Consider the following 25,905-nt stretch of genomic DNA (forward strand, 5'->3'; position numbering starts at 1 on the left):
ATGGCATCCCCAAGGGGATTCGAACCCCTGTTACCGCCGTGAAAGGGCGGTGTCCTAGGCCTCTAGACGATGGGGACGTCTCAAAGAGGACGCGAATTCTATGGCCCCGATGAGCGCACGTCAATACCCCATTTCTGTAAATCTCGCCTACGCTTATAATTGGAGCGTTCTGAGTTGCCCTCGTTCCAACGAACCAGCCCCAAACAACAGGGACACACGGCATGAACACGAACATCATGATAGGACTGGCCATTATCACGGGTACCGTTGCCGTCGGTGCCCTGGTACTTAACCGGTGGCTGGAGCAGCGTCGGCTGGAACGGATGCGCGCAGCCCTGCTTCACACCGATGAGATGTCCCGGGCCAGTTCATTCGGAGAAGCACTGATGCCATGGCTCAGCGCCGATGCACAGCGCTTTCTGGGTGAATTCATCCAGTTTCATGCGCAGAAGCTCGCCCAGTTAAAAGTTCCGGGCACTCCGCGAAGCGAGCGCGCGAGTGCACTTGCCGAAGAGTGGCTGGTCGCCCCTCCCCCTTCAACGAATAAGCCCGTTCCACAGCAGCTCAAAGAGGCAAAGTCCCTGAGAACCATCCTGATGGACTACCTTGAACTGATTAAATCGGCCCATCATCAGCAGTTGATTGCGACTCCAGCAGCCAAAGACCGGATAAAAGAGGCAAAACTGCTGAATGCCCGCATCTGTGTGAGCGCATACCGGGCCAGAGCGAAGGCATCACTGGCTCAGAATTCCCCCAATCAGGCACTGCACTTTCTGAAACGCGCAGAAACCGCTATGCGCTCAGTCGTTGATCTGCCGGATGATATGAAATCCGATCTTGAGATCATGCAAAAAGACATCAGTGAACTGGAAGAGCAACGCTATCAGAGCAACACTACGTCAAGACTGGCCGATGCTACAGATCAGCTGACGGAAGAAGACGATGCCTGGAAGAAAAAGCACTACGACTGATCACTTCCACTTGCGCAACCAGTCCCACAAACGAGCCTTGAGAGATAACGCCTCACCAACCGGCATCTGCAGCTGACACAGGGCCTCCAGAGGAAGAGAAATCGCCTGCTCGCGTAACTGAATTCCCTCATCCGTCAGACCAACCACCACAACCCGCTCGTCACTGTCTGAACGTCTACGACTGACCAGCCCGGCAGATTCCATGCGTTTCAGAAGCGGAGTCACAGTCCCGGTGTCTAACATCAAGACGTCGCACAACTCCCCGACCCGCATACTGTCGTCCGACTGCTCCCGCTTCTGCCACAGAACCAACATCACCAGGTATTGCGGATAGGTAAGCCCAAGCTTTGCAAGCAAGGGCTGATACGCCTGAGTGATGCGTCTTGAAACAGCATAGGCGGCAAAACACACCTGATTATCCAGGTGAAGCTGCGGCGCGGGTCTCAGGGTGTCAGTCATCAGCCCAACGCTTTCTCAATGTCAGCAACCAACGCCTCAGGCTTAGAGGTCGGCGCGTAACGATCAAGCACCTTGCCATCACGACCAATCAGGAACTTAGTGAAATTCCACTTAATCGCCTTCGTACCCATCAGACCAGGTGCCTGCTCTTTCAGGTCGGAATAAAGAGGCGCACTGTCAGGGCCATTGACTTCGATTTTGGAAAACATCGGGAAAGAAACGCCGTAGTTCTTCTGGCAGAAGGCACCGATATCAGACTCAGACCCTGGCTCCTGCTTACCGAACTGATTGCACGGGAAACCAAGAATCACCAATCCTTTGTCTTTGTACTGCTCGTAAAGCTTCTCAAGACCTTCGTACTGATAAGTAAAACCACACTTACTGGCGGTGTTTACAATCAGAACGACCTTGCCGAGGTACTCACTCAGGTCCTGAGGCTGTCCATTAAGCAATGGCATGGTGTGGGAAAGTACTGACATAGCCGGCTCCTTTAATTTTACAAAATTATATTGTGCACAATTTATATCAGCCAGACGTAAGTCGATCAAGACCCAATAGCGCCTTACTCGCTATCGGGCTCGAATTTCAAAGCAACGGAGTTGATGCAATAACGAAGGCCGCCAGGGGCGGGACCGTCAGTAAACACATGACCAAGGTGTGCATCACAGTGGCTGCAGACAACCTCGGTACGCACCATAAAGTGACTGGTGTCGACGCGCTCTTCCACCACAGATGCCTCAGCAGGCGCAGCAAAGCTTGGCCAGCCACACCCTGAGTCGAATTTCTCACCAGAAAGAAAGAGTGCTTCGCCGCAACAGATACAGTGATAAGTCCCCTCTTCCCTGAAATCATAATACTGACCACTGAACGGCAACTCGGTACCCGCTTCCCGGGTAACACGATAGGCTTCCTGTGACAGTTCAGTGCGCCACTCCTCTGGCGTTTTCACTATTTTTTTCATGACCTTAACCACTTTCAGACAACTCCGGTCCGGAGTATGATGCTTCACTTTCTTTTTAGTTTTTAACAGGCAGGCGAAGTTCCATGCAGGAGATACTCAAATCCAACAAACTGGCGAACGTATTTTACGACATTCGTGGACCAGTGCTGGACGCCGCCAAGCGCATGGAAGAAGAAGGCCATCGCATCCTGAAACTGAATATTGGTAACCCGAAACCTTTTGGCCTCGATGCACCAGAAGAAATCATTCAGGACGTAATCTATAACCTTCCTGATTCCGAAGGCTATTGCGATTCAAAAGGCCTTTTCTCTGCGCGGAAAGCGATTATGCAGTACGCACAGCAGAAAGAAATAGCTAACGTCGGCATTGAAGACATTATTGTCGGTAATGGCGTAAGTGAACTCATCGTTATGTGTATGCAGGGGTTGCTCAATAACGGCGACGAGGTTCTGGTTCCGGCACCGGATTACCCTCTCTGGACCGGAGCGGTCAGCCTGAGTGGTGGTAAAGCAGTCCACTACATCTGCGACGAGCAGTCAGAATGGTTTCCCGATCTCGACGATATGCGCAGCCGCATCACGGATAAAACCCGTGCGATGGTAATCATCAACCCGAACAACCCGACAGGCGCCGTATATCCGACGGAAATCCTCGAAGGCATGCTGCAGATCGCGCGTGAACATAACCTGATCGTTTTCTCGGATGAGATCTACGACAAGATACTGTTCGACGGTGTCACACACACATCAACAGCTTCTCTCGCCGATGACCTGCTGATTATCACCTTTAACGGGTTGTCCAAAAACTACCGTCTGGCCGGTTTCCGCTCCGGCTGGATGATCATCAGTGGCGCCAAGCATAAAGCCCGCGATTACATCCAGGGCCTGGAGATGCTCGCCACGATGCGCCTGTGCGCCAACGTGCCGTCAATGCATGCGATTCAGACCGCTCTCGGCGGCTATCAAAGCATTTTTGACCTGGTAAACGGCGATGGTCGCATTCTGCAACAGCGTAATATCGCTTATGAGATGCTCAACGATATTCCGGGAGTCAGCTGCGTCAAACCGAAAGGAGCGCTGTATTGTTTCCCGAAAGTGGACGTGAAGAAATTCAACATTCACAACGACGAGCGCATGGTGCTCGATCTGCTGGAACAACAGAAGATTCTGTTGGTACACGGCACGGCGTTTAACTGGAAGTCACCGGATCACTTCCGTGTTGTCTTCCTGCCCCGCCCGGAAGATCTGACCAGCGCAATGCGCAAAATGAAGCATTTCTTCGAGAGCTACCAGCAACTCTGACCGGGATATTCAGGATGCTTGATGTTCACATCGATGATTTTTTCAAAGATGCTTCTGCCATCCTGCTCACCGGAATACAGCAGTTTCCGGTGCCCATCACCCTGTTCATAGAAGACATCAGCGGCCCGGATGACATGGATGAATTCGGGCTGCACTCACGTCGCCATCTGGAGGCACTGGGGACACTGGTATGGCTGAAAGATGAAGGCTATATCAGATTCGGAACACCGGACAGACAGGAATCGGTCGACGAATTTATCCTGACCTCAAAAGCATTCACACGCCTGATCCGCCAGCTACCGGATACGCAGACGCCTGTCTTCCGCGCCCTTTACGACGCCAGAACCGACGGAAACTCCACGCAACTCACACAGTTGCTGAGTCAGTGGGTATTGAAGCCTGATTACACGGATTAAACAGGCCCCGGAAGAGTATTAGCGGGTTCTGACGTCGAACCCTGCCGCCTCTAACACATCCTGAAGATCGTGCGCCCGCGCAGGCACCCCAACCCGGAGTGTCGGAGTATCACGTCGCAATGGATATTCGCGGCGCAACTTATCGAAGGATGTTTTCAGGTCTTTGCTGTGACGCATTTCAGAACGCATCACGCCATCGTCGACCCGGATTTCATAGGAAGCACGAATAGCGGTGCGCAGAGCCTGATGCATAGGCACCTGATCGCTGAAATCCACGCGCTTAATGCCGGGCTCAGGAAGAAACTGCGCAAGCTTGCCGCGGACAGGCAAACCGAAGAACTCGCATACGCCGTGATACACCTGCTCCGTTCCCCGCATTTTTCCGTCCAGCGAGTAGCCCGCAATATGAGGCGTACCGAGTGCGCAGTGATTCAGCAGCTCGCGATCCAGCTCCGGCTCATTCTCCCAGACATCGAGAATGGCGCAGAAATCTTCATGCGTGCGTAAATGCTCAAGCAACGCTTTGTTATCCACCACAGCTCCGCGGGAGGCGTTGATCAGGCAGGCGTCATCTTTCATCTGATTCAGAGTAGTTTCATTGATCAGATGCCAGGTAGGGTGCTGCCCTTCTTTTTCGAGCGGGGTGTGCAGCGTCACGACGTCAGCCTGCAGCACCTGCTCAAGTGAGGACAGCTCACCAACGTCTTCTTCATCGCGGAATGGATCGACGGCCAGTACCGACAGCCCCATTTCTTCCAGCCGGCGCCTCAGAAGCAGCCCGACATTGCCGACCCCGACAATACCCACGGTGAGATCACTGAAATCAATTCCTCGGGTATCAACCAGAACACTCAGCGCACTCATCACATAATCGACAACCGCCTGAGCATTACAGCCCGGCGCGCTGGCGAAACCTACGCCGCGGGACTTCAGATACTCCCGATCAATGTGATCTTCACCAATGGTCGCCGTGCCAACGAACTTGACCTTGCTGCCTGCAAGCAGTGCTTCGTTCACCTGCGTAACCGAACGCACAAGCAGAATATCGGCATCGGCCACATCGGCTGCGGTCATGGTGCGGCCGGTCACCCGGGTAATGTCTCCGAACTCTCCGAAGAACTGATCAATTAAAGGGATATTTTCGTCGGCTACGATCCGCACTGGTGGTAATCCTGATCTGGCAAGAGGACGTCATTGTGGCAACTGAGTGCCACAATGACAACGGCTAGCAACGGCAGAGCGTCATCCGGCAACGGCTGATACTGACACCGGCACTCCATTCAGCGCCGCATTTCCGGTCAGCCCATCCAGACGCGCATCATCCGTCAGCACATTGGTATTCACCCCGCCAGCCTCACGTGCAGTCTGCAGACGCACGCCATCGACGTTGTGTCCCCAGCCATGCGGCAGACTCACCACACCGGGCATGACTTCTTCGGTGATCTCAGCCTCAGTCACCAGCTTTCCGACGCGCGAGCGGACTTCAACAGCCGCATCCGCAGCAATACCTAAACGCACGGCATCATCAGGGTGAATCATCAAGCGGTCACGACGCGGCCCTTTAATCAGGCGGCGACTGTTATGCAGCCAGCTGTTGTTGCACCGCACATGCCGCCGCCCTATCAGCACAAGATCGTCGACGTTCTGCGCCAGCAACTGTGGGCGCACCTTATCGAGCTCCTGCAGATACAGATCAGGCGCCAGATACAGCTTTTTATCCCGGGTAAACAAGCGCCCCGGCATACTTGGGCGCAACGGCCCCAGATCCATTCCTGACTCGGCAGCTTTCAGCTGTTTCAGTGACAGTTTATAAGGGCCACGTTTGAGCATCGTATTAAGAATACCTGACGGCTTCATCCAGCCCATGATGCCCAGTACGAGGCGGCCCTGAAGACGGGCTTTCAGGCTGCCACGGCCCATGCGTTTCAACAGACCGTGAATAATCTGCCAGTCTTCCTTGACATTTTTGGCCGGCGGAAATAACGCAGGCGCGTACTTCGCGACATTGCGAACAGCGAAGCTGTTAAAGATCAGATCGTAATGGTCACGCTCCAGTGGTCCACAGGGCGGCAGAATCACATGGGCATGACGGGTCGTCTCATTGAGGTAGTAATCAATGGATACCATAAACTCCAGTGATTCCAGCGCCGTCACCAACTGGGCACTGTTGGGTGTCGAGACAACCGGATTCCCGGCCATCGTCAGCAATGCTTTTACCTGCCCTTCTCCGGGCGTCAGAATCTCTTCACCAAGCACAGATACCGGCAACTCTCCGCCAAACTCAGGCAGCCCACGCACACGACTCTGATAGCGGTTGAAGTTTCCACGACTGCCGCGCGCAGCAAGAATCGCAGGCAGGTCCACCGCAGGATGGGACAGCATCAATCCGCCTTCCCGGTCAAAATTACCACTGACGATATTCAGCAACATGATCAGCCACTGACACAGTCCACCATACTGCTGCACTGACAAGCCCATACGGCCGTAACCGCTGGCCGACTTCGCGCTCAGCCAGTCACCAGCCAGCCGACGGATCGCTTCGGCACTGATGCCAGTCCGCTCCGCGGCATGTTCTGGCGTTATGCCCGCACAGATCGCGCTCAGATCGGTCGGCGTGACATAGTCGGGCAATGCCGGCAACTGAGCAGACAATTCATGCACCCAGACATGGAGAACAGCGAGCAGCAGCTGAATGTCCTGACCGGGGCGGATAAACCAGTGCTCATCGGCAACTTTGGCAGTTTCAGTTACCCGCGGATCAATCACCAGAACACGACCACCACGCGCCTGAATCGCTTTGATACGACCACGGAAATCCGGCACGGTCATCATGCTGCCATTCGACGCCAGTGGGTTGCCGCCCATGATGATCAGAAAATCCGTTCGATCGATATCAGCAACCGGCTGCAACAACTGATGCCCAAGCATCTGCAGGCTCGCCATATGATGCGGAAGCTGATCGACAGACGTTGCCGAGAACTTATTCTTCGAGCCGATCGCCTTCAACAGCATCGGACCAAACAGCATATTGCCGTAATTGTGAACATTGGGATTGCCAAGATAAGACGCGACGGCATCCCGGCCATACTGATCGCGGATACGCATCAGCTCACGGGCAGTAAAATCCAGAGCTTCGTCCCAGCTGACCTCCTGCCAGTCATCACCCCTGCGGATCATCGGCTGTCGCAGGCGGTCGGGATCTTCATGAAGGTCCTGCAATGCCGTCGCTTTCGGGCAGATATAACCCTTACTGAACGGATCATCCTTATCGCCCTTGATGGACAGAATCCGGCCATTCTCATGCTGGACTGCAATGCCACAGGTAGCCTCACACAGGCTGCAGGTGCGTTTATGTGTCTGAATGGTCATGCTGATTTCCTGGCTGCTGATCGCCAGACGGCGACCGGACTTATTGTTTTAGCTGACTATACTCGTTGCCCAATGGCTCGGAACAGGCCTTTTGTGCCAAAGTTACGTGCGCGGCCCGGTCGCAACGAAAAGCCGTCGACGATCTGATAAACCGGGAAAATATCAAGTCTGGCTATCATAAACAGCGTGAATAGTGCGTATCAGGGGCGCAAATGAATCTGTTTGCAGAATTCCGGTATACTTCCGCCCAGTAAAAGTAGGCGATCTGTTTTTTTGAGGTGACTTTCATCTCTATAGTGGATTCCTAACTGGACATAGCGGTGCCGAAGCTAGACAGCGAACTTCTTCTTTCGTTGTTGAACTAAAGTGCCTTGACGTTGCACACAAAGGCTTTGAGAGAGGGTCGGAAATGAGTCTGTATTCAGAATACCTGAAAGAAATTGAGGTTCGTAAGAGTGAGCTGGGGTTGCACCCTAAGCCGATCGACAGCGCAGAACTGCTGTCTGAAATCATCGAACAGATCAAAGATGTTAACAATGAACACCGTAAAGATTCATTGAACTTCTTCATCTACAACACGCTTCCAGGTACGACTCCTGCGGCCGGCGTTAAAGCTGCATTCCTGAAAGAAATCATTCTGGGTCAGGCTTCTGTAGAAGAAATCAGCCAGGAGTTCGCATTTGAACTGCTGTCTCACATGAGCGGTGGCCCATCTATCAAAGTACTGCTGGACCTGGCACTGGGCGACGACGCTGCTATCGCAAAAGCGGCTGCAGACGTTCTGAAAACCCAGGTATTCCTGTACGAAGCTGACACTGATCGTCTGGCTGCTGCTTACAAAGCAGGCAACGCCGTTGCTAAAGAGATTCTGGAAAGCTACGCCAAAGCAGAATTCTTCACCAAGCTGGACGACATCCCAGAAAAAATCAAAGTTATCACCTACATCGCTGCTGAAGGTGATATCTCTACCGACCTGCTGTCTCCGGGCAACCAGTCTCACTCCCGTGCTGACCGTGAACTGCACGGCCTGTGCATGATTTCTCCTGAAGCTCAGCAAGAAATCAAAAAAATGGGCGAAGACAACCCAGACGCTAAAGTGATGCTGATCGCTGAGAAAGGCACCATGGGTGTGGGTTCTTCCCGTATGTCTGGTGTGAACAACGTGGCACTGTGGGCGGGTGAAAAAACCTCTCCTTACATCCCGTTCATCAACAACCGCCCTGTGGTTGCCGGTACTAACGGTATCGCGCCTATCTTCCTGACGACTGTTGGCGTAACCGGCGGTATCGGTCTGGACCTGAAAAACTGGGTACAGAAGAAAGACGAAAACGGCAACATCGTACGTGACGCTAACGGCGACCCAGTATTGGAAGAGAAATTCTCTGTTAAGACTGGCACCGTTCTGACCATCGACACCAAAGCCAAGAAACTGCTCGACAGCGAAGGCAACGAACTGGTTGACGTAGCATCTGCTTTCACTCCACAGAAAGTGGAATTCATGAAAGCTGGCGGTTCTTACGCAGTAACTTTCGGTAAGAAAATTCAGACCTTCGCTGCTGAAACTCTGGGCGTTGAAGCACCCGTTGTTTACGCTGCATCTAAAGAAATCTCTCACGAAGGCCAGGGCCTGACTGCTGTTGAGAAGATCTTCAACCGCAACGCTGTTGGTGTAACTTCCAAGACTCCACTGCACGCTGGTTCTGACGTTCGCGTTAAAGTGAACATCGTAGGTTCTCAGGACACTACTGGTCCTATGACTACTCAGGAACTGGAAGCAATGGCTGCTTCTACCATCTCTCCAAGCGTTGATGGTGCGTTCCAGTCTGGCTGTCACACTGCCTCTGTATGGGACAGCAAAGCTAAGGCCAACACGCCTAAGCTGATGGCGTTCATGAACGCGTTCGGCGTGATCACTGCACGTGATCCTAAGGGTGTTTACCCTCCAATGACCGACGTAATCCACAAGGTACTGAACGACATTACTGTTGACGATCGCGCGATCATCATCGGTGGTGACTCTCACACCCGTATGTCTAAAGGTGTCGCGTTCGGTGCTGACTCCGGTACTGTTGCTATCGCACTGGCGACTGGTGAAGCTGCCATGCCAATCCCAGAGTCTGTGAAAGTTACCTTCAAAGGCAACATGAAGCCGCACATGGACTTCCGTGACATCGTACACGCTACCCAGGCGCAGATGCTGAAGCAGTTCAACGGCGAAAACGTCTTCCAGGGTCGTGTGATCGAAGTACAGATCGGTACTCTGCTGGCTGACCAGGCCTTCACCTTCACCGACTGGACTGCAGAAATGAAAGCGAAAGCTTCTATCTGTATTTCTACCGATGAAACCCTGATCCAATCTCTGGAACTGGCTAAGTCACGTATCCAGATCATGATCAACAAAGGTATGGAAAACGAAGCTGGCATGCTGCAGAAGCTGATCGGCCTCGCTGACAAGCGTATCGAAGAAGTGAAATCAGGCACTGCACCTGCTCTGGCTCCAGACGACAACGCTAAGTACTACGCTGAAGTAGTTGTTGACCTCGACGCAATCGACGAGCCAATGATTGCTGACCCAGACGTAAACAACGAAGACGTATCTAAGCGTTACACCCACGACGTAATCCGTCCGGCTTCTTACTACGATGGCCGTCAGGTTGACCTGGGCTTCGTTGGTTCTTGTATGGTTCACAAAGGTGACATGCAGATCATCGCTGCGATGCTGCGTAACCTGGAGAAGAACGGTCCTATCACGTTCAAGGCTCCACTGGTTGTAGCGCCACCAACGTACAACATCGTTGACGAGCTGAAAGCAGAAGGCGATTGGGACATCCTGGCTAAGTACGCTGGCTTCATCTTTGACGATGCAAATCCGAAAGAAGCAGCTCGTACCAAGTACGAAAACCAGCTGTACCTGGAGCGTCCTGGATGTAACCTGTGTATGGGTAACCAGGAAAAAGCAGAGCCAGGTGACACCGTACTGGCAACTTCTACCCGTCTGTTCCAGGGCCGTGTTGTAGAAGACAGCGCTGAGAAGAAAGGTGAGTCACTGCTGGGCTCTACCCCAATGGTTGTTCTGGGCACTATCCTGGGTCGCTTCCCGACTCTGGAAGAGTACAAAGCAGCAGTTGAAGGTATCAACCTGACTTCTTTCGCACCACCATCGAAAGACCTGGCTCGCCCAGCGATCCCTCTGAAAGCTGTTTAATTAACAGTTTTTGAGGCGACTAGCCCACTGCCCTGACCGTTTGGTTGAGGCAGAGGGTTAAGCAAGTAGAAAACCGGCACTCGTGAGAGGCGCCGGTTTTTTTGTGTCTAGCAGAATTTAGCTGTTCCAGCGTCCACACTGGCAAAAGGCGTCGCTTCAGGCACTTTTCATAGTGATCACGGGGAGTTATGCTCGGGAATCGAAGGGAAGCGGAGTGTAAGAACGCTCACGAATAGACAGTGAGCTGATTCGATTCTTAGAATTAGTGCTCGCCGGAGGTTAATCATTGGACGAAAAGGCTGAAGAAATACCAGAAGACATCTCAAAATTAAGGCAAAAGGTGCTGGATGCGCTGGATGGTATCGAGCCAGCAGGTAAACCTCGGTCGAATCATGAACCGACGGCACTGATGCTTTCATCCACAACGAGAGCCAGTAAGAGGCTCCCTCCTTATTATCTTGTTTACTTCCTGCTCGTTGATTTTCTACAGTTCCCAAGGATGGGCGCATGGGAAAAAAGCGCATGGACTGTGCCATTCAGGTACAAGGACAGGCTATATGCTATTGAGCATCAAAAGATGGGACTTCGAATTTGTGCTCCAAATGAGGATCCCGATGCTCGTATCAGCGCTCGTCCGACTGAGCAACAGGAAGCAGACTCAGATTTGATAGCGAATAAAATACGCAAAGCTGTAGATTTAGCAAGACCGTATTTTGATTGGCGAGCAAAACAAGAGGCCAAAGGTAACAGGCTTAACGTTGCAAACCATAGTAAATGGCTCTTTGATCGTTACCTATATTTTAAAGATATATTTATAGAACAACAGGCTGAAGCTGAGAACAAGAGAGCAGAGCTAAGACAAGGGAAAGATTCCTCTGATCTCCTTTCACTGCAACGGGTGTTTAATTCAGGGCTGTTGGAGCTTACCTCTCAGAGTGACTGGATAGCTCAGGCCGCCGTCGACGCATTTTTTAGCTGGACTGAGCATGCTTTTATTCATGTTGCAATTTTGAGGGGGCGAATAGAGAACGGACATCAAGTCGCTGAACTGGCTTCGGCCAATTGGAAAGAGAAATTCCGAGAAGCATTGGATTTAGATGACTCTTACTTTAAGAAACATTACGACAAGCTACTAATACTCAGAATTCAGATGAGAAATTTCATGGCCCATGGTGCTTTTGGTAAACGTGGAGAGGCATTTTCCTTTCACTCGGGTGCTGGGGCAGTTCCAGTGCTATTATCTGAATCTGAAACGAATTGTTATTCACTAGATGGGGCGCCCGAATTTGATGAGGCAGAGGCGATCAAGAATATTGATTCCTTCTTGGATGATTTTTGGTCAAGTAAGTTTTCTCCAGTAAAATTACACCTATTTAGCAACGTACCGAGCATACTTACTTTCGTGGCTGATTCTACATATTCAAAAGCCATGCGCTCAGATAAGGCCATGTCAGAACTCATAGAATATATTGAGAGTCGGATGGACGCAGCAACAAATATGGACTGGTGAGTATCAATTATTCTCTATTTCAAATCACGTAGATGCTCATGTAATTAGACTAACTTACCTCTTTGTGATGCCACCCCAATGACGTTATCGGTTTGTAGCAAACCACGTCCCAGTAGAGGGCACGCCTTTTTCGACAACAAGGAGTCTAATTAGAACCTAAATGTGAACCTAAATGGACGGTCATAGTTAGAGAAAAAGCCTTGGCTTCTGCTTCAAAATTACGCCGGTCGTTCTAGTTGGTTTGGCTAGCCTCTCAATGCCTTGAAGTCGCGGTTTTTGAGACGAAAAAGCCATATTTCAGGCGAACCGGAATCTCAGATTACTCTGATGGGGGATCACGGTGGATAGGAGTCTTTAAGAAAGGCGCAGTTTACAAGCCGCAATGCCTGCCGCTCGCCTTCGTTCTCGTTGGCCGTCTCAAAACTTGGTGATTTTCGACTTCACTTCATGGGCTGCGTCGAAAAGTTACATGGACGGTCATAGTTAGTAACAACTTATCCAGAAAGCGATAAAAAGCGTGGACAAGGAAATGGTGTTAAACCAATAAAGATTCCTTGTATGCATTCTTTAAAAAATGACGATTGGAAAACTGAAAGCCTACCAGATATAGAAGCATCTGTTCTTGGTACCAGAGACCTAGACGCTCTCAAAATGACATCGGAGGGCTACATAGCATTTGAATGGGAAACCGGGAATATTTCCTCAAGTCATAGGGCACTTATTAAATTATTTCTTGCTATGCAGGAAACTGATCTACTTGGTAGTTTCCTTGTGGTTCCTAGCAATAACATGAAGCAGTATGTAACTGATCGGATTGGGAACATTGGTGAACTTTAGCCCTATTTCCCTTTATGGAGAAATTTAACAGCGATCAAAGGCGCTTTAAGAATCGTAGTTGTAGAGCACGATGCAACAAGTTTTGATGTGCCCAAAATTCCAAAAGGTACAGATGGACGGGCCAAGAGGTAATAGAGCTAAAGCCAGCCGTAACCGACGGATTTTTTGTGAGCGTAGCGAAAAATAAAACGTCCGAGTTTACGGAATTGTTAGCTTTCGGTTTCCAGTGCTTTATTTTCTTGTTCTTCTTTCAACTCAGAATCTCTTTCAAAATCAGGTACATATTCATTTCCATAAATTTCTTTATAAGACTCCTTAAACTCATCTGTTTCACGAAAGAGTTTAAACACTGGCCAAGCTCTAAGTCCACCCTGTCCAACACTAGATTTAATTTCATCACTCTTCATTAATTTCGCAGCAGCTGAATACTCTTCTCTTAAAACATGAATTGAAAGCGCATATTTTGGATGAAAAACCTTCCACGGGTCTTCTGATAAGCCTTTTTCAAAATCTTTTTCTTGAAATTTTTGAGACACTGCTCTGTTAATTTTTGCAAAGTATAAAAATTCAGTATCTGATGAGCGAAGCTTCTCAGGGATTGCAAGATCAAATTCAGTAATAGTTTCAGCTAATGAGTACTCCCCTAAATTCATGAATTTTACCGCAAGATTGTTTAATGCTTGGTCTGCTATCTCTATCTCATCCTCAAATACTCTTCTATATGAGGCCTGTCCAATTCGAAGTCCTATCTCGAAATATACAAGAAAAGCACTATTAAAATACTCAATATTAGAACCCAATTTATCACCCAATGTACTTTCCACTTTACAGCCAAAGCTTCTACATTTATCAATATATTGACTAGAAACAGTTCCACCAGTGTGAACAAATAGGTTTCTTCTCTCTGCAACCTCTAAAAACTCTTTTAGTTTTGAGAAGTTTTCCTTAATACCTAGCTTTAGTTTATCATCAATATATTGGATCTGTTTCTCATGAGAATCTCGCAATAAGTCTTCCACTTCTTTATAGATAATACCCTGGATAGCTTTATCTACTGATTTCAAAGCAATTAGATCTTTATAGCTAATTGTTTTGTCATCAGAAATAACCCACTCGGGGTTTTTTTCAAGAATTAGCTTTAAAATTTTTCCTAGAAACTCGTCAAATCTAGAAACCAATGTCACTACTAACTGTTTTTCGAATAGCTTCTCAGCCTTTTCAATTTTTTTCACATTAGTTGTTATATATTCAAGATCTGTGCGTTTAAATTTTAAAGTGATTTTCTTTTCTTCTTTTTCACCATCGTCAGCAGCTTCGTCTATGCTTTCGTTACCATCGTCATCAGCTTCGTCTATGCTTTCGTTACCATCGTCATCAGCTTCGTCTATGCTTTCGTTACCATCGTGGAGCGCTACATTCGTTTTTTGCAATCCACTTTTTTCTTTCCCCTTTTCTTCAGCGAATCTAAATATCTCAGCTAGTGCATCTTTCCGCTCTTTGTCTTGAGCTTGCAAAACAGGAACGACACTAGCGTGCATTTCTCTCAAACATTCAAGATCAACAAGGTACTCATCAATGATAGAAAGTAATTTTTTATGTTTTGGTTTTTCTTCTTTATCTGATGATAAATTTGACATTAGTGACACTCATTTCTATAAAAAGCTAACTGCGTATTAGTGTGCATGCCTATTAATCAGGAAAGGGCTTGCACATTAACTTTTAAGCCAAAGTGTTAACTCTCTGATTTACCTTGATTTCAAGCTATCACTCACCTGAAAAACGAGCAAGTTCAAATGTAAAGAGTGCACTATTTCACACTATCACGACACGCACATTAGCACTATGTCCTGCGATGATATGCCAACGTCCGTTTTACGGCTCAAGTATTGCTCATTTATGAGCCGCAAATACGAAATCTGCGGCTCATCACTACTATCGGGACACTACTATCGGGACACCCACGTTAGCGGCCAGCTACCCAGACACCCACGCAAACACCTCCCTTGACTGACGCTCGTCTCTAAGCGGTCCACAAAACCCTCTTCCCGGCTCATCCAACAATCCACCTTGAGCCGCAAACCTTGCCTTTACGGCTCATATAACCAACAATAATGAGCCGCAAATTTGAAATTTGCGGCTCACGACACCATATATTGCGCATCACTACCACCCGGACAGCCCATGAACTACATCTGGCAACACAAATACTGGCCCCAGTTCAGCTACGACAGCAGCAAGCTGTCGGCGCTTGCCTACCAGTACGCCAAGCAAGCCTCCCAGCTGTCGGGCCGCTTGTCGCAGACGGATGACGGGGACTCTATTACCGCTCAGTTAGACCTGATGGTGGATGAGGCGATCCATACCAGCCTGATTGAGGGTGAGAGCCTGAATCCGGCCAGCGTGCGTTCTTCATTGCAGAACTACCTGAATCTGTCACCCACTCCGATCAATGTCGCTGATGTTAAGGCAGAGGGTATGGCTGCGTTGCTTGTGGATGTGCGCAAACACTTCAATGAGCCCCTAAACAAAGAGGTGCTGTTCAACTGGCACCGTATGGTGCTCGCTGGCTTTGAAGACAATATCCTCCACAGCGACCTGACCGTCGGCCAATGGCGAGACAGCCCCGAACCCATGCAAATTGTCTCAGGGCCTGTTGGTTATGAGCGTGTGCATTATGAGGCACCTGCTGCTCAGGATGTTGATGCCTTAATGGCTGAGTTTCTGAGTTGGTTCAATCAGCAGGAGAGCCGGCAGATACCTGGCGTCATCCGCGCTGGTATCGCTCATCTGTGGTTTGAGGTCGTTCACCCATTTGATGACGGTAATGGCCGTATCGGTCGTGCCATCATCGAATACGCACTGGCACAGGACCTGGGCATGCCAGTCGTGCTCAGCATGTCGACGCATATCGAAAAGAACAAAAAGGAATACTATCGCCAGCTGAATACCGCCAGTTGCTGCGACGTATCTGAACTGGAAGATCCTGACGTACTTGATATCACTGAGTGGCTCAGCTGGTTTATCGAAACACTGATCGCAGCTCAACAAGAAGCCGCCGGTAAGGTAGCGACGATATTTGAGAAAACCGCGTTCTGGCAAAAACACAAGAATACGGAGTTATCAGAACGCCAGAAGATGGTACTAAACAAGGTATTTAAAGCCGGGAAGGAAGGCTTTCCGAATGGCATTAGTGCGCAAAAGTACGCCGCGCTTGGCAAATGCTCCAAGGCCACCGCGACCCGTGACTTGAGCGATTTACTCGCCAAGAACTGCCTGCGGTCGGAAGGGGTTGGTCGCGGGCTGCGATATTTTATTGCTCTTGCATCCGCGACCTGACACTCAGTGTACGGGGGCACACGCTCGAATTTCGCAAAGTTGTATACAATCCCGCCCAAACAGCGGCTGTTCACCTTGATTTAGCCCCTTTAACCATTAAAATTGCGGACAATCTACAAACATCAGCTCATCCTGCTAGGTATCCAGCATGACTTCATTTGATCCATCCAGCTCAATCAAGACGCTGCCAGGCACGTCTCATCGTTATCACAGCCTGCCAGACACCGCCGCACGTTTAGGTATCAATCTGGATGAACTACCCTTCTCTCTGCGCCCTATTCTTGAGGGTATCGCCCGTAATGTCGGTAAAAACGGCATCACGGTTGAGCAGCTGCAGGCGCTGGGTAACTGGCCAGCGCATCAGGGTACCGAACCGGTAGAGATTCCGTTCACAGCGGGTCGTGTGATCATGCACGATCTGAGTGGTACGCCTGCCATCGTCGATTTCGCGGCGATGCGCTCTGCGGTTGAGCGTATGGGCCTGAACCCTTCCATTATTGAGCCTCTGGTGCGTGCAGATCTGGTGATCGACCACACGGTGACGATGGATAACACTGGTAGCCCGGCGTCACTGCGCATTAACAGTGAGCTGGAGGCTGCCCGTAACACCGAGCGTTATGCCTTCCTTAAGTGGGGTGCGCAGGCGTTTAACACTATTCGTATTATTCCGCCGCAAACTGGCATCGTGCATCAGGTGAATCTGGAGTATCTGGCGCAAGGCTACTTAAACCAAGATGACCTCATGATCCCAGATACCCTGATTGGTATGGACAGCCACACGCCTATGGCTAACGCGCTGGGTATTGTTGGCTGGGGTGTCGGCGGTATTGAAGCTGGCGCGTCTATGCTGGGCCAGCCTATGGAAATGCTTGCCCCTGAGGTTATAGGTGTTGAGCTGACGGGCGCTCTGAAAGAAGGCGTGACCGCAACCGACCTGGTACTGACCATCACTGAAATGCTGCGTAAGTACCCACGCGGTGTTGTCGGTAAGTTCGTTGAATACGTGGGTGAAGGCAGCGCGAACCTGTCTCTGCCTGACCGTGCGACCATCGCTAACATGTCGCCTGAATACGGCGCGACTATGGGCTTCTTCCCGTTTGATGAAATCGCTGCTGATTATATGAAGGCAACCGGCCGCGATGGCGATCTGCCGCTGGCGTATTACCAGGCGCAGAACATGGCGTGGAAAGCGGGTCAGAAACTGCCGCGCTACACCGACCTGCTGCATCTTGATCTGTCTACCGTTGAGCCTTCTGTTGCCGGGCCAAAACGCCCGCAAGACCGTCTGCCGCTGGGTGGTATCGGTAAGGTATTCCAGCAGGCAGCGAGCGCTGGCGATCGTATCCCTGAAGAAGTCACCGTTACGCCGGTTAAGGCCGACGAGAACGGTATCTTCCAGTCTCTGCCAGAGCGCACTTTAAAAGACGGCGATATCGTGATTGCTGCGATTACCGCCTGTACTAACACCTCTAACCCAGGCCTGTTGATTGCCGCTGGCCTGCTGGCGAAGAAAGCCAACGAGCTGGGCCTGAAAGTGCCAGACGGCGTTAAGACGTCAATGGCTCCTGGCTCACCGGTAGCGACAGACTTCCTGACCAAGGCTGGGCTGCAGGAGCATCTGGATGCGCTGGGCTTTAACACTGCAGGCTACGGCTGTACTACATGCGTTGGTAACTCTGGGCCGCTGGCGCCAAGCATTGAAGCGGCGCTGCGTGACCACGACATTATTGTGTCGTCTGTGTTGTCGGGTAACCGTAACTTCGAAGGCCGTGTGCACCCGGATGTCGACACTAACTTCCTGATGTCGCCACCGCTGGTGATTGCTATGGCGATTGCGGGCAACGTGAACATCGACGTGACCAAAGAGCCGCTGGGCCAAGACGCTCAGGGTAATGATGTGTTCCTGAAAGACATCTGGCCAAGCAACGCCGAAATTACTCAGACCATGCACGAATGCATGGACCCGACCGCCTTCCGCGAAACCTATGAAAACTCCATGGGTGGCCCGGAAACCTGGCAGAAGCTGGAGTCACCGACTGGCCCTGTGTATCAGTGGGACGAGAAGTCGAGCTACATTCAGGAAATCTCGTTCTTCGATGGCTTCGCGCTGGAAACTCCGAAGGATTCACTGAACAACATCAGCGACGCACGTATGCTGGTGATGTGTGATGACAACACCACCACTGACCACATCTCACCTGTGAGCCGTATCCGCCCTGACTCTCCTCCGGGCGAGTACCTGATGTCGATCGGTGTAGATGCCAACGACCTGACCTCTCTGGGCGCTCGTCGTGGTAATCACCACGTCATGCTGCGCAGCATCTTCGGCAACGTAAAAGCCCGCAACCTGATGCTGCCGGGCACCACGGGTGCGGTGACGAATTATTACAACGCCAATGGCGACGCTGAAAAGATGTCGATCTACGATGCGGCCTCCCGCTACCAGCAGGAAGGCACGCCATCGGTGGTATTCGGCGGCAAGCTGTACGGTACCGGCTCATCACGTGACTGGGCGGCCAAAGGCCCTGCTCTGCTGGGGGTGAAAGCGATTATTGCTGAGAGCTTCGAGCGCATTCACAAGTCCAACCTGGTGGGCATGGGCGTACTGCCACTGCAACTGCCAGGAGGCGTGACGCTGGGTTCTCTGAATCTGGATGGCTCTGAAACCTTCGATCTGGCGGGTATCGATGCACTGCAGCCACGTGGCTCTGTGACGCTGACGATCAAGCGCAAAGACGGTTCAACCGAACAGCACACGCTGTTATCTCGGGTGGACACCTCATCTGAGCTTGAGCAGATCCGCCATAAGGGCATTCTGCCAATGGTGTTGCGCGATATTATTGCTGCAAACAGCTGAGCTGACTTTTGAGTTTAAGCACCAAAAACCCGGCAATTGCCGGGTTTTTTATGCACCCCGGATAAATGACCACATTTTCCGGGCAAGATCCTGAATGAATTGGTACCCTCGGAGCAGGTTCCAGTTCTTACAGAAGATAATAATGTCTAACAAGTTTCTGATTTCTGCGTTTACTTCCTGCCTGTTTCTGTCTTTCTCAACCTCGGCCGAGGTGTGCCAGCACGAAATAGCGCCGACAGAGGCCTACAAAGAGGCCGTCTTTTTTTATCCGTGTGATATTTCCGTTGAGCTTCCCGCAATCACCCTGACCGGTGGTTACAGCAATACCTACCGGAATATGCAATGGCTGGCGGATGCCGTCGTTGAGCAAGGGTATGTTGTACTTGCGATGACTCCCCCCGATATCTACGGCAAGGTCGAAGGCTGGAGAGACGCTCATCTTGCAGGACAGAAGACACTTGTCTCGACAGCGACGGCGGAGCAATCGCCACTGAGTGGCTATATTGATACCTCACGCCGGGGGATCGCCGGGTTTTCTATGGGCGGTGGCGGAACCTTACTCGCCGGCACGGAACTGGGTGACGAGGTTAAAGTGCTTGCCGCTTTTGCGCCTTTCCTTCTTGAAGAACAACGTGCTGTCAGCCCGACCGCTCCGACTATGATTCTTGCTGGGGCCAGAGACCTGCTCGTGACCAATGAATCCATCGAGCAGATATACGCGAGTGTGTCAGCCAGCGCTGATAATCATTTTCTGGCGGTATATTCCGATGGCCGGCATCAGCAGTGGTACCGGCCTGAAATCACTAAAAACCGGGACAGCTATACCCGCCTGACCATTGCTTGGCTGAACCGCTTTCTGAAAGCCGATGCAACGTCTGCTATCACCTTAAGCGAAGAAGAAAAACGTGAGCCCGGCTTTACCAGCTACCAACTGACGCTGGAGCAATAAAAAAATGCCGCACTGGCGGCATTTTTTAAGCACTGTCGATCAGAAAATAAATTCTGCGCCGACGCTGGCGAAATCGAGATCGGCCTCGATGTTATCGTCGTCGAAGGCAGCGCGTTCATACTCCAGACGAAGGTTTAACACCGGCAACAATGCGGTGCTCACACCTGCTCCGTAGAACATGGTGTCCCCCTCGCGTTTGTCGCTGAATCCCAGTGGGCCGTTGGTCTCGGCTTCCCACCACATGCGCCCGCCTTTGACATACACACGGGAGTGTTCGGCAAGTGGCAGGCCCAATAATACGGAGGCGGTTTTAGCTTCGGGGTCAATGCTCACCCCATTATCTTTGTACTTGCCGAGATCGAGATACTGCCCCTCCAGGCCCAGCCAGGGAGTGAACCAGACACCGGCAAACACCTTCCAGCTGTTGCGGTCGTCTTCGAAGTTATCGAGGTCACCAAGGTCGTCAACGTCGTTACCACCGACCTTGAGATCACTGAGTTTACCGTAGGACAACGCTCCGCCGACGAATACATCCGGTGCGTCTGAATCTTTCATAGGTTCTGCCAACACTGGAGCACTGGCCAACATAGATGCGATTACCAAAAAACCTGTCTTCTTCATCGTAAGTACCTCGTTATTATCATGGCCCCAGTAGGAATACAGACGGGATAAGGTCGTTCCTGAGACAAAAGAAAAAAACTGTTCCGGGAACTCAGGTCAGCAAACGTGAGATCCCGTTCAGCAAACGTTTTGAGTCGGTGGTAAACTGCCGGGCAAAATAACAAAGTACTCATACGGAGCCCGCCATGTCTGGCCCAGAGAAGCATTCTTCACAGTTTTCACTATTGGCAAACCGCCGTTTTCTGCCGTTTTTCCTGACTCAGTATCTGGGCGCGTTTAACGACAACATCTATAAAAATGCCCTGATGGGGATGGTTACATACGGCGTACTGCAGGCGTCTCTTGACCTTAATCAGATGAATAATCTGGGTGCCCTGCTCTTTATTCTTCCCTTTTTTCTGTTCTCCGCACTCGCCGGACAGCTCGCCGATAAATATGACAAAGCCTGGTTGATGCGACGGATTAAACTGGCAGAAATCGCCATTATGTCCGCCGGGGCCGCCGCCTTCTTTTTCGAACATACCTGGGGGCTGATGATACTGCTGTTTCTGATGGGCTCGCAGTCGGCATTCTTTGGCCCGGCCAAGTACGGGATCATTCCTCAACATCTGAAAGATGAAGAACTGGTTGGCGGTAATGCCCTGATCGAGACGGGAACATTTCTGGCGATTCTGACGGGCACCATGACCGCCGGGGTGATCAGTACCACTGAGAACAGCATTCTGCTCACGTCTTTATTTGTGCTGGCACTCTCGGTCGCCGGATATCTCGCCAGCCGCCAGATTCCGCCAGCCCCGTCGTCTAATCCTGACCTGAAGATAGACTTCAACCCCATCACCTCCAGCTGGTACACGCTGGGCTTTGCCCGTCGTAACCCCTCTGTGTTCATCGGGACGCTGGCCATTGCCTGGTTCTGGTTTATCGGTGCCGCAAACCTGACTCAGCTGTTCGTGTTCACGAAAGACTACCTTTACGGAGACCAGTCAGTCGTCACGCTTCTGCTGACCATGTTTTCTGTGGGAATCGCCGTCGGGTCGCTGATGTGTAACCGGCTTTCTGGTGGGCGTCTGGAGTTAGGACTGGTGCCTCTGGGGGCGATAGGTCTGACCCTCGCAGGCATTGATCTCTACTTTTATCCTCTGCCAACCCATGGCACCGAGCTGATCAGCGTCGGCGAATTTATGGCAGCCCCCTCTTCCTGGAAAATCGTTGCTGACTTCCTGGTACTGGGCGCGTGCGGCGGGTTCTATATCGTGCCTGTGTTCACTATGGTGCAGAAACGTGGAGAAGCCGCTCACCTGTCACGAATCATTGCCGCGGGAGCCATTCTCAGTGCGCTCGCCATGGTGGGTTCTGCCATCTTCGGGCTGGTGATTATCAGCACACTGCACTGGACGATTCCGGAGTTCTTCCTTCTGCTCGCCCTTATTAACGCGGTCGTGTGCCTGCTTCTGTTCAGAGCCATGCCAGAAATGTGGCATCGCTTCCTGATCTGGAGCCGTCTGCGCCCCGGTTATCACCCGGCTGAATAACAGTTATCCGCCAATTGAATACACCAGGTTGACCTGAAAACAGGCAACGGAAAAATCGGAAAAATTCGATATAAATCATATAGTTACACTAATACAAAGCATGACTTTCGTGCCTTTTTTCGGAAAAAACGGCCAAAAGTGTAACTGCATGAGCCAAGTTGCTCATAAGGCCACATTTGAACGTGGCCCCGGGTTAACATTGCGTACTCTGATACCTCCTAAAAACAAAAATAAGTCTGGAGTTCAAAATGTATAAGAATATTGCGCGTACTCTTCCTCTGGCGGCAGCCGTTCTGCTTCAGGGCTGTTTTGGTGGTTCCGATCCGGTTGACCCGAACGATCCGACAGCACAGGACCTGACCAACCCGGGCTCTTATGAGATCTGTTCATACGACGCTGAACTGGATAACGAAGGTTACGCTTCTGCTCGCATGTCATACCCATGTGATCTGAGTGGCGGTCCACTGCCAGCAACGACACTGACCGGTGGCTTCACTAACACGAAAGAACAGATGTACTGGCTGGCAGACCACCTGACCTCACACGGTTACGTGGTACTGACTATGACCCCGAATAACACTCTGGGTGTTCCACCAGGCTGGCGTGATGCTCAGCTGGGCGGCTTTGCTGAGCTGGCTGACGAGAACGCACGTAGCAACAGCCCGCTGAAAGGTAAAATCGACCTGAGCAAGCGCAACATCATGGGCTTCTCCATGGGCGGTGGCGGCGTTATTCTGGCCGCTGAAGAAATGGGCGATGCTCCAACCAGCGCGATTGCACTGGCGCCATGGCTGGGTGCTTACAACGTTGATTATTCAGCGATTGAAGTTCCTATGCTGATGCTGGGTGCTGAGAACGACGAACTGGCGTACTACACCGAAGACTACTATTCACAGTTGCCTGCGGATATCGAGAAAGGTGTAGCCATCTACGCAGGTGCGAGCCACTTCGACTGGTTTGGTCAGAACAACCAGGATGAAAAAGCGAAGTTCCGCACACTGGTTACTGCTTTCCTTGAAGTTCAGCTGAAAGGTAACACTGACGCATACTCTTATTTCGATGGTGCAGAACACGATCAGCATGTGACTGACGGTTGGTTCTCTGCCTACGACTACCAGAAATAAGTCACAGACTTAGCTCTGAAAAGAACCGCCTTCGGGCGGTTTTTTTGTGTCTGTTACAGCAGCGGCCGGAGTTTTCCATTACTATCAGCCTGTCATACAGATACGAGTGCCCCTATTTTGCAGCTGAACGTGACCGTTACCGCACGATTACAGGACAGGAAGCACGCTACACTGCCCCTGCCCACAACCCACGCAACTTCAGTGCACAACGATGCCGGCCTTATCCTGCATCTTGATATTGAAACCTGCGACCTCGCCCCAATTACTGTTAAGGCGGTTCCGGAGCGCGGCATCAGTGTCGGTAATTTTCTGTTCTATTCAGCCAGCCCCGGTGAACTCTGTCAGCGGTTGGCCGACGGCAGTTTCAGGCACTATACGGTGACAGACGATGAACTGATCGTCGAAGAAACATCACGCTTCAGTACGGAATACAACCAACAGATCTTTTGGTGCTATCAGACTCTCACGTTCAGAATCTCGCAGGCCAAAGGCTCAGAATAAGGACATCAGATGGAAAATTCAGGTTCTCCTAAAGATCACTCTCAGTTTACCTTGCTGGGGTCAAAGCGGTTTGCTCCGTTCTTTTTCACCCAGTTTTTCGGTGCCTTTAACGATAACGTTTATAAAAATTCGTTGATGGCGATGATTACATTTGGAGTGCTATCCAGCAGCGCAGACCTCAGCCTGATGAATAACCTGGGGGCACTGCTCTTCATTCTGCCCTTCTTTCTTTTTTCTGCGCTTGCGGGTCAGCTTTCCGACAAATACGAAAAGTCGTCTCTGATTCGCAAAATCAAATTGCTCGAAATTGTCATCATGGGGCTCGGTGCCTTTGCTTTTATCACGGGCGCCACGTGGGGGCTCATGCTACTGCTCTTTCTGATGGGTACTCAGTCGGCATTTTTCGGCCCGGTTAAATACAGCATTATTCCTCAGCATCTGGACAGCCATGAACTGGTTGGTGGTAACGCACTGGTGGAGATGGGCACCTTTGTGGCTATTCTGCTGGGTACGCTCGCAGCGACGTCCATCGCGACGACCGAGAACGGTGCTCTGATCACGGGGATTGCTGTTGTCACAGTAGCTATTCTCGGGTACGGCGCCAGCCGTGCGATACCTTCAGCGCCCTCGCCCAGCCCTGAACTGAAAATCCACTTTAATCCTCTGACCGAAACCTGGCGCACTATCGGCTTTGCGAGAGAGCAGCGAAGTATCTTTCTCGCGGTACTCGCCATTTCCTGGTTCTGGTTTCTCGGCGCTGCGTACCTTACCCAGATCTATGGTTTTACCTCGGACATTCTTAAGGGCGACCAGAGTGTCGTGATGATACTCCTGGGCACATTTTCGATCGGCATCGCTCTTGGTTCTCTCCTGTGTGAGAGACTGTCCGGGCATAAAGTCGAGCTCGGACTCGTGCCTCTGGGCTCTATCGGGCTGACCATCTTCGGGGCGGACCTTTTCTTTCACACCGCAAGCCCGGATTCAGCAACGCTGATATCGGCCTCCCAGTTTCTCAGCCAGGCTGGCAACCTGAGAATCGTGTTTGATTTTCTTATGATAGGCGTCTTTGGTGGATTTTATATCGTCCCGCTCTACGCCATGATTCAGGCCCGATCCGATGAGAAACACCGCTCCCGGATTATTGCTGCGATCAATATTATGAACGCGCTGTTTATGGTGGTCTCGGCGATTACCGCGATCGTCTTCCTTGGTGTGCTGGAGTGGAGTATTCCGGAATTCTTTTTACTTCTGGCTATTCTCAATGCCCTGGTAGCTATTTATATCTACCGGACCATTCCAGAGTTTGCGATGCGGTTTATCATCTGGGTGATCACCCACACGGTTTACCGTGTACGCCACATCAACCTCGACAACATCCCCGACGAAGGCGCATGTGTGTTGGTCTGCAACCATGTCTCTTTTATGGACGCACTGATCATTGGCGGTGCGTGCCGTCGCCCTGTCCGTTTCGTGACCTTCAAACCTATTTATCATCTTCCGGTGCTCAACTTTGTTTTCAGAACGGCCAAAGCAATTCCGATTGATAGCAAGAAAGCCGATCCGGAAGGTTACGAGCGCGCATTCGCCCAGATCCGCGAAGAGCTTCAGGCTGGTGAAGTCGTATGTATTTTTCCCGAAGGCAAGCTGACCACCGATGGCGAGATAGACGAATTTAAAAATGGCGTCAGCAGAATACTCGAAGAAACACCGGTACCGGTCGTACCGATGGCATTACGGGGCCTATGGGGAAGTTTCTTCAGCCATATGGGCAAGCCTGCCATGACGCGTTGGCCAAAGCGTTTCTGGTCTAAAGTCGACCTTGTTGCAGGTGAAGTCGTCAGCGCCGACCAGGCTACGCCAGAGGTTCTGAAAGACAGAGTTCAGGCGTTACGAGGGGATGCCCGCTGAGAAAAAAAAGCGGGCACACAAGGTGCCCGCATTTTATTGCTGAATACT

19 protein-coding genes, 1 tRNA gene and 1 pseudogene are annotated in these 25,905 nt (G+C 51.1%); 13 read left to right on the plus strand and 8 right to left on the minus strand.

Annotated features, from left to right (window positions below):
* Position 1: 1 nt before the first annotated feature.
* Positions 2–77, minus strand: a tRNA-Glu gene (locus Q1L85_RS05695).
* Between the two features lie 144 nt (positions 78–221).
* Between Q1L85_RS05695 and Q1L85_RS05700 the strand changes: the two genes are divergently transcribed.
* Positions 222–971 carry a hypothetical protein gene (locus Q1L85_RS05700; protein WP_300432549.1) on the plus strand — a complete coding sequence of 250 codons (750 nt, stop codon included), beginning with the start codon at positions 222–224 and terminating at the stop codon, positions 969–971.
* On the opposite strand, the gene Q1L85_RS05705 is transcribed toward Q1L85_RS05700, so the two are convergent.
* The 3 genes from Q1L85_RS05705 to msrB form a co-directional block, all read right to left on the minus strand.
* Complete coding sequence (locus Q1L85_RS05705; protein WP_300425822.1) at positions 972–1,430, minus strand: MarR family transcriptional regulator; 459 nt, start codon at positions 1,428–1,430, stop codon at positions 972–974. It abuts the gene before it with no gap.
* Positions 1,430–1,909, minus strand: a complete 480-nt coding sequence (locus Q1L85_RS05710) for a glutathione peroxidase (protein WP_300425821.1) — start codon at positions 1,907–1,909, stop codon at positions 1,430–1,432. Before Q1L85_RS05710 ends, Q1L85_RS05705 begins: the two co-directional genes overlap by 1 nt.
* An 83-nt stretch (positions 1,910–1,992) precedes the next feature.
* Entirely contained in the window at positions 1,993–2,391 is a 399-nt protein-coding gene (gene msrB / locus Q1L85_RS05715) for a peptide-methionine (R)-S-oxide reductase MsrB (RefSeq protein WP_300425819.1), read from the minus strand.
* Positions 2,392–2,474: 83 nt separating this feature from the next.
* On the opposite strand from msrB, the gene Q1L85_RS05720 reads away from it, so the two are divergent.
* On the plus strand, positions 2,475–3,692 hold the full coding sequence (locus tag Q1L85_RS05720; protein WP_300425817.1) for a pyridoxal phosphate-dependent aminotransferase: 1,218 nt from the start codon (positions 2,475–2,477) through the stop codon (positions 3,690–3,692).
* Between the two features lie 14 nt (positions 3,693–3,706).
* Positions 3,707–4,108, plus strand: coding sequence for a hypothetical protein (locus Q1L85_RS05725; protein ID WP_300425815.1), 402 nt, complete (start codon positions 3,707–3,709; stop codon positions 4,106–4,108).
* 18 nt (positions 4,109–4,126) lie between these two features.
* On the opposite strand, the gene pdxB is transcribed toward Q1L85_RS05725, so the two are convergent.
* Together pdxB and Q1L85_RS05735 are read right to left on the minus strand one after the other, a co-directional pair.
* Positions 4,127–5,269 carry a 4-phosphoerythronate dehydrogenase PdxB gene (gene pdxB / locus Q1L85_RS05730; RefSeq protein ID WP_300425814.1) on the minus strand — a complete coding sequence of 381 codons (1,143 nt, stop codon included), beginning with the start codon at positions 5,267–5,269 and terminating at the stop codon, positions 4,127–4,129.
* 81 nt (positions 5,270–5,350) lie between these two features.
* Positions 5,351–7,477, minus strand: coding sequence for a molybdopterin-dependent oxidoreductase (locus tag Q1L85_RS05735; protein ID WP_300425812.1), 2,127 nt, complete (start codon positions 7,475–7,477; stop codon positions 5,351–5,353).
* Positions 7,478–7,886: 409 nt separating this feature from the next.
* On the opposite strand from Q1L85_RS05735, the gene Q1L85_RS05740 reads away from it, so the two are divergent.
* The 3 genes and pseudogenes from Q1L85_RS05740 to Q1L85_RS16725 all read left to right on the plus strand — a co-directional run.
* Positions 7,887–10,682, plus strand: a complete 2,796-nt coding sequence (locus Q1L85_RS05740; RefSeq protein WP_300425810.1) for a bifunctional aconitate hydratase 2/2-methylisocitrate dehydratase — start codon at positions 7,887–7,889, stop codon at positions 10,680–10,682.
* A 286-nt stretch (positions 10,683–10,968) separates the two neighbouring features.
* Positions 10,969–12,192, plus strand: coding sequence for a hypothetical protein (locus tag Q1L85_RS05745; protein WP_300425808.1), 1,224 nt, complete (start codon positions 10,969–10,971; stop codon positions 12,190–12,192).
* A 534-nt stretch (positions 12,193–12,726) separates the two neighbouring features.
* Positions 12,727–13,029: pseudogene (locus tag Q1L85_RS16725) on the plus strand (restriction endonuclease); the annotation flags it as partial.
* A gap of 209 nt (positions 13,030–13,238) precedes the next feature.
* Here the strand turns inward: Q1L85_RS16725 and Q1L85_RS05750 are convergent.
* Positions 13,239–14,666, minus strand: a complete 1,428-nt coding sequence (locus Q1L85_RS05750) for a hypothetical protein (protein WP_300425806.1) — start codon at positions 14,664–14,666, stop codon at positions 13,239–13,241.
* Positions 14,667–15,210: 544 nt separating this feature from the next.
* On the opposite strand from Q1L85_RS05750, the gene Q1L85_RS05755 reads away from it, so the two are divergent.
* From Q1L85_RS05755 to Q1L85_RS05765, 3 genes are all read left to right on the plus strand, one after another.
* The gene (locus tag Q1L85_RS05755; RefSeq protein ID WP_300425805.1) at positions 15,211–16,365 is read left to right on the plus strand and encodes a Fic family protein; all 1,155 of its coding nucleotides are present in this window, start codon (positions 15,211–15,213) and stop codon (positions 16,363–16,365) included.
* Positions 16,366–16,513: 148 nt separating this feature from the next.
* Positions 16,514–19,222, plus strand: a complete 2,709-nt coding sequence (gene acnA, locus Q1L85_RS05760) for an aconitate hydratase AcnA (RefSeq protein ID WP_300425803.1) — start codon at positions 16,514–16,516, stop codon at positions 19,220–19,222.
* 142 nt (positions 19,223–19,364) lie between these two features.
* On the plus strand, positions 19,365–20,171 hold the full coding sequence (locus tag Q1L85_RS05765; RefSeq protein WP_300425802.1) for a S9 family peptidase: 807 nt from the start codon (positions 19,365–19,367) through the stop codon (positions 20,169–20,171).
* 39 nt (positions 20,172–20,210) lie between these two features.
* On the opposite strand, the gene Q1L85_RS05770 is transcribed toward Q1L85_RS05765, so the two are convergent.
* Positions 20,211–20,792 (minus strand): porin family protein, encoded by a 582-nt coding sequence (locus Q1L85_RS05770; protein WP_300425800.1) that lies wholly within the window; start codon positions 20,790–20,792, stop codon positions 20,211–20,213.
* A 185-nt stretch (positions 20,793–20,977) separates the two neighbouring features.
* Here Q1L85_RS05770 and Q1L85_RS05775 point away from each other — a divergent pair, with 185 nt between their 5' ends.
* The 4 genes from Q1L85_RS05775 (at position 20,978) to Q1L85_RS05790 (ending at position 25,857) form a co-directional block, all read left to right on the plus strand.
* Entirely contained in the window at positions 20,978–22,324 is a 1,347-nt protein-coding gene (locus Q1L85_RS05775; RefSeq protein WP_300425798.1) for an MFS transporter, read from the plus strand.
* 248 nt (positions 22,325–22,572) lie between these two features.
* On the plus strand, positions 22,573–23,448 hold the full coding sequence (locus Q1L85_RS05780; RefSeq protein WP_300425796.1) for a hypothetical protein: 876 nt from the start codon (positions 22,573–22,575) through the stop codon (positions 23,446–23,448).
* A 201-nt stretch (positions 23,449–23,649) separates the two neighbouring features.
* Entirely contained in the window at positions 23,650–23,949 is a 300-nt protein-coding gene (locus Q1L85_RS05785) for a hypothetical protein (RefSeq protein ID WP_300425795.1), read from the plus strand.
* 9 nt (positions 23,950–23,958) lie between these two features.
* Complete coding sequence (locus Q1L85_RS05790) at positions 23,959–25,857, plus strand: MFS transporter (protein WP_300425793.1); 1,899 nt, start codon at positions 23,959–23,961, stop codon at positions 25,855–25,857.
* Positions 25,858–25,905 lie beyond the last annotated feature (48 nt).

It is taken from the genome of uncultured Thalassolituus sp., from assembly GCF_950066645.1.
GTDB lineage: Bacteria > Pseudomonadota > Gammaproteobacteria > Pseudomonadales > Oceanobacteraceae > Thalassolituus.

What these genes read in the sequence shown, in the direction of transcription:
- Q1L85_RS05700 (WP_300432549.1), top strand. Translation starts at nt 222, where the DNA reads ATGAACACGAACATCATGATAGGACTGGCCATTATCACGGGTACCGTT.
- Q1L85_RS05740 (WP_300425810.1), top strand. Translation starts at nt 7,887, where the DNA reads ATGAGTCTGTATTCAGAATACCTGAAAGAAATTGAGGTTCGTAAGAGT.
- Q1L85_RS05770 (WP_300425800.1), bottom strand. Translation starts at nt 20,792, where the DNA reads ATGAAGAAGACAGGTTTTTTGGTAATCGCATCTATGTTGGCCAGTGCT.
- Q1L85_RS05720 (WP_300425817.1), top strand. Translation starts at nt 2,475, where the DNA reads ATGCAGGAGATACTCAAATCCAACAAACTGGCGAACGTATTTTACGAC.
- Q1L85_RS05775 (WP_300425798.1), top strand. Translation starts at nt 20,978, where the DNA reads ATGTCTGGCCCAGAGAAGCATTCTTCACAGTTTTCACTATTGGCAAAC.
- acnA (WP_300425803.1), top strand. Translation starts at nt 16,514, where the DNA reads ATGACTTCATTTGATCCATCCAGCTCAATCAAGACGCTGCCAGGCACG.
- Q1L85_RS05755 (WP_300425805.1), top strand. Translation starts at nt 15,211, where the DNA reads ATGAACTACATCTGGCAACACAAATACTGGCCCCAGTTCAGCTACGAC.
- Q1L85_RS05750 (WP_300425806.1), bottom strand. Translation starts at nt 14,666, where the DNA reads ATGTCAAATTTATCATCAGATAAAGAAGAAAAACCAAAACATAAAAAA.
- Q1L85_RS05765 (WP_300425802.1), top strand. Translation starts at nt 19,365, where the DNA reads ATGTCTAACAAGTTTCTGATTTCTGCGTTTACTTCCTGCCTGTTTCTG.
- msrB (WP_300425819.1), bottom strand. Translation starts at nt 2,391, where the DNA reads ATGAAAAAAATAGTGAAAACGCCAGAGGAGTGGCGCACTGAACTGTCA.
- Q1L85_RS05705 (WP_300425822.1), bottom strand. Translation starts at nt 1,430, where the DNA reads ATGACTGACACCCTGAGACCCGCGCCGCAGCTTCACCTGGATAATCAG.
- Q1L85_RS05725 (WP_300425815.1), top strand. Translation starts at nt 3,707, where the DNA reads ATGCTTGATGTTCACATCGATGATTTTTTCAAAGATGCTTCTGCCATC.
- Q1L85_RS05735 (WP_300425812.1), bottom strand. Translation starts at nt 7,477, where the DNA reads ATGACCATTCAGACACATAAACGCACCTGCAGCCTGTGTGAGGCTACC.
- Q1L85_RS05790 (WP_300425793.1), top strand. Translation starts at nt 23,959, where the DNA reads ATGGAAAATTCAGGTTCTCCTAAAGATCACTCTCAGTTTACCTTGCTG.
- Q1L85_RS05780 (WP_300425796.1), top strand. Translation starts at nt 22,573, where the DNA reads ATGTATAAGAATATTGCGCGTACTCTTCCTCTGGCGGCAGCCGTTCTG.
- Q1L85_RS05710 (WP_300425821.1), bottom strand. Translation starts at nt 1,909, where the DNA reads ATGTCAGTACTTTCCCACACCATGCCATTGCTTAATGGACAGCCTCAG.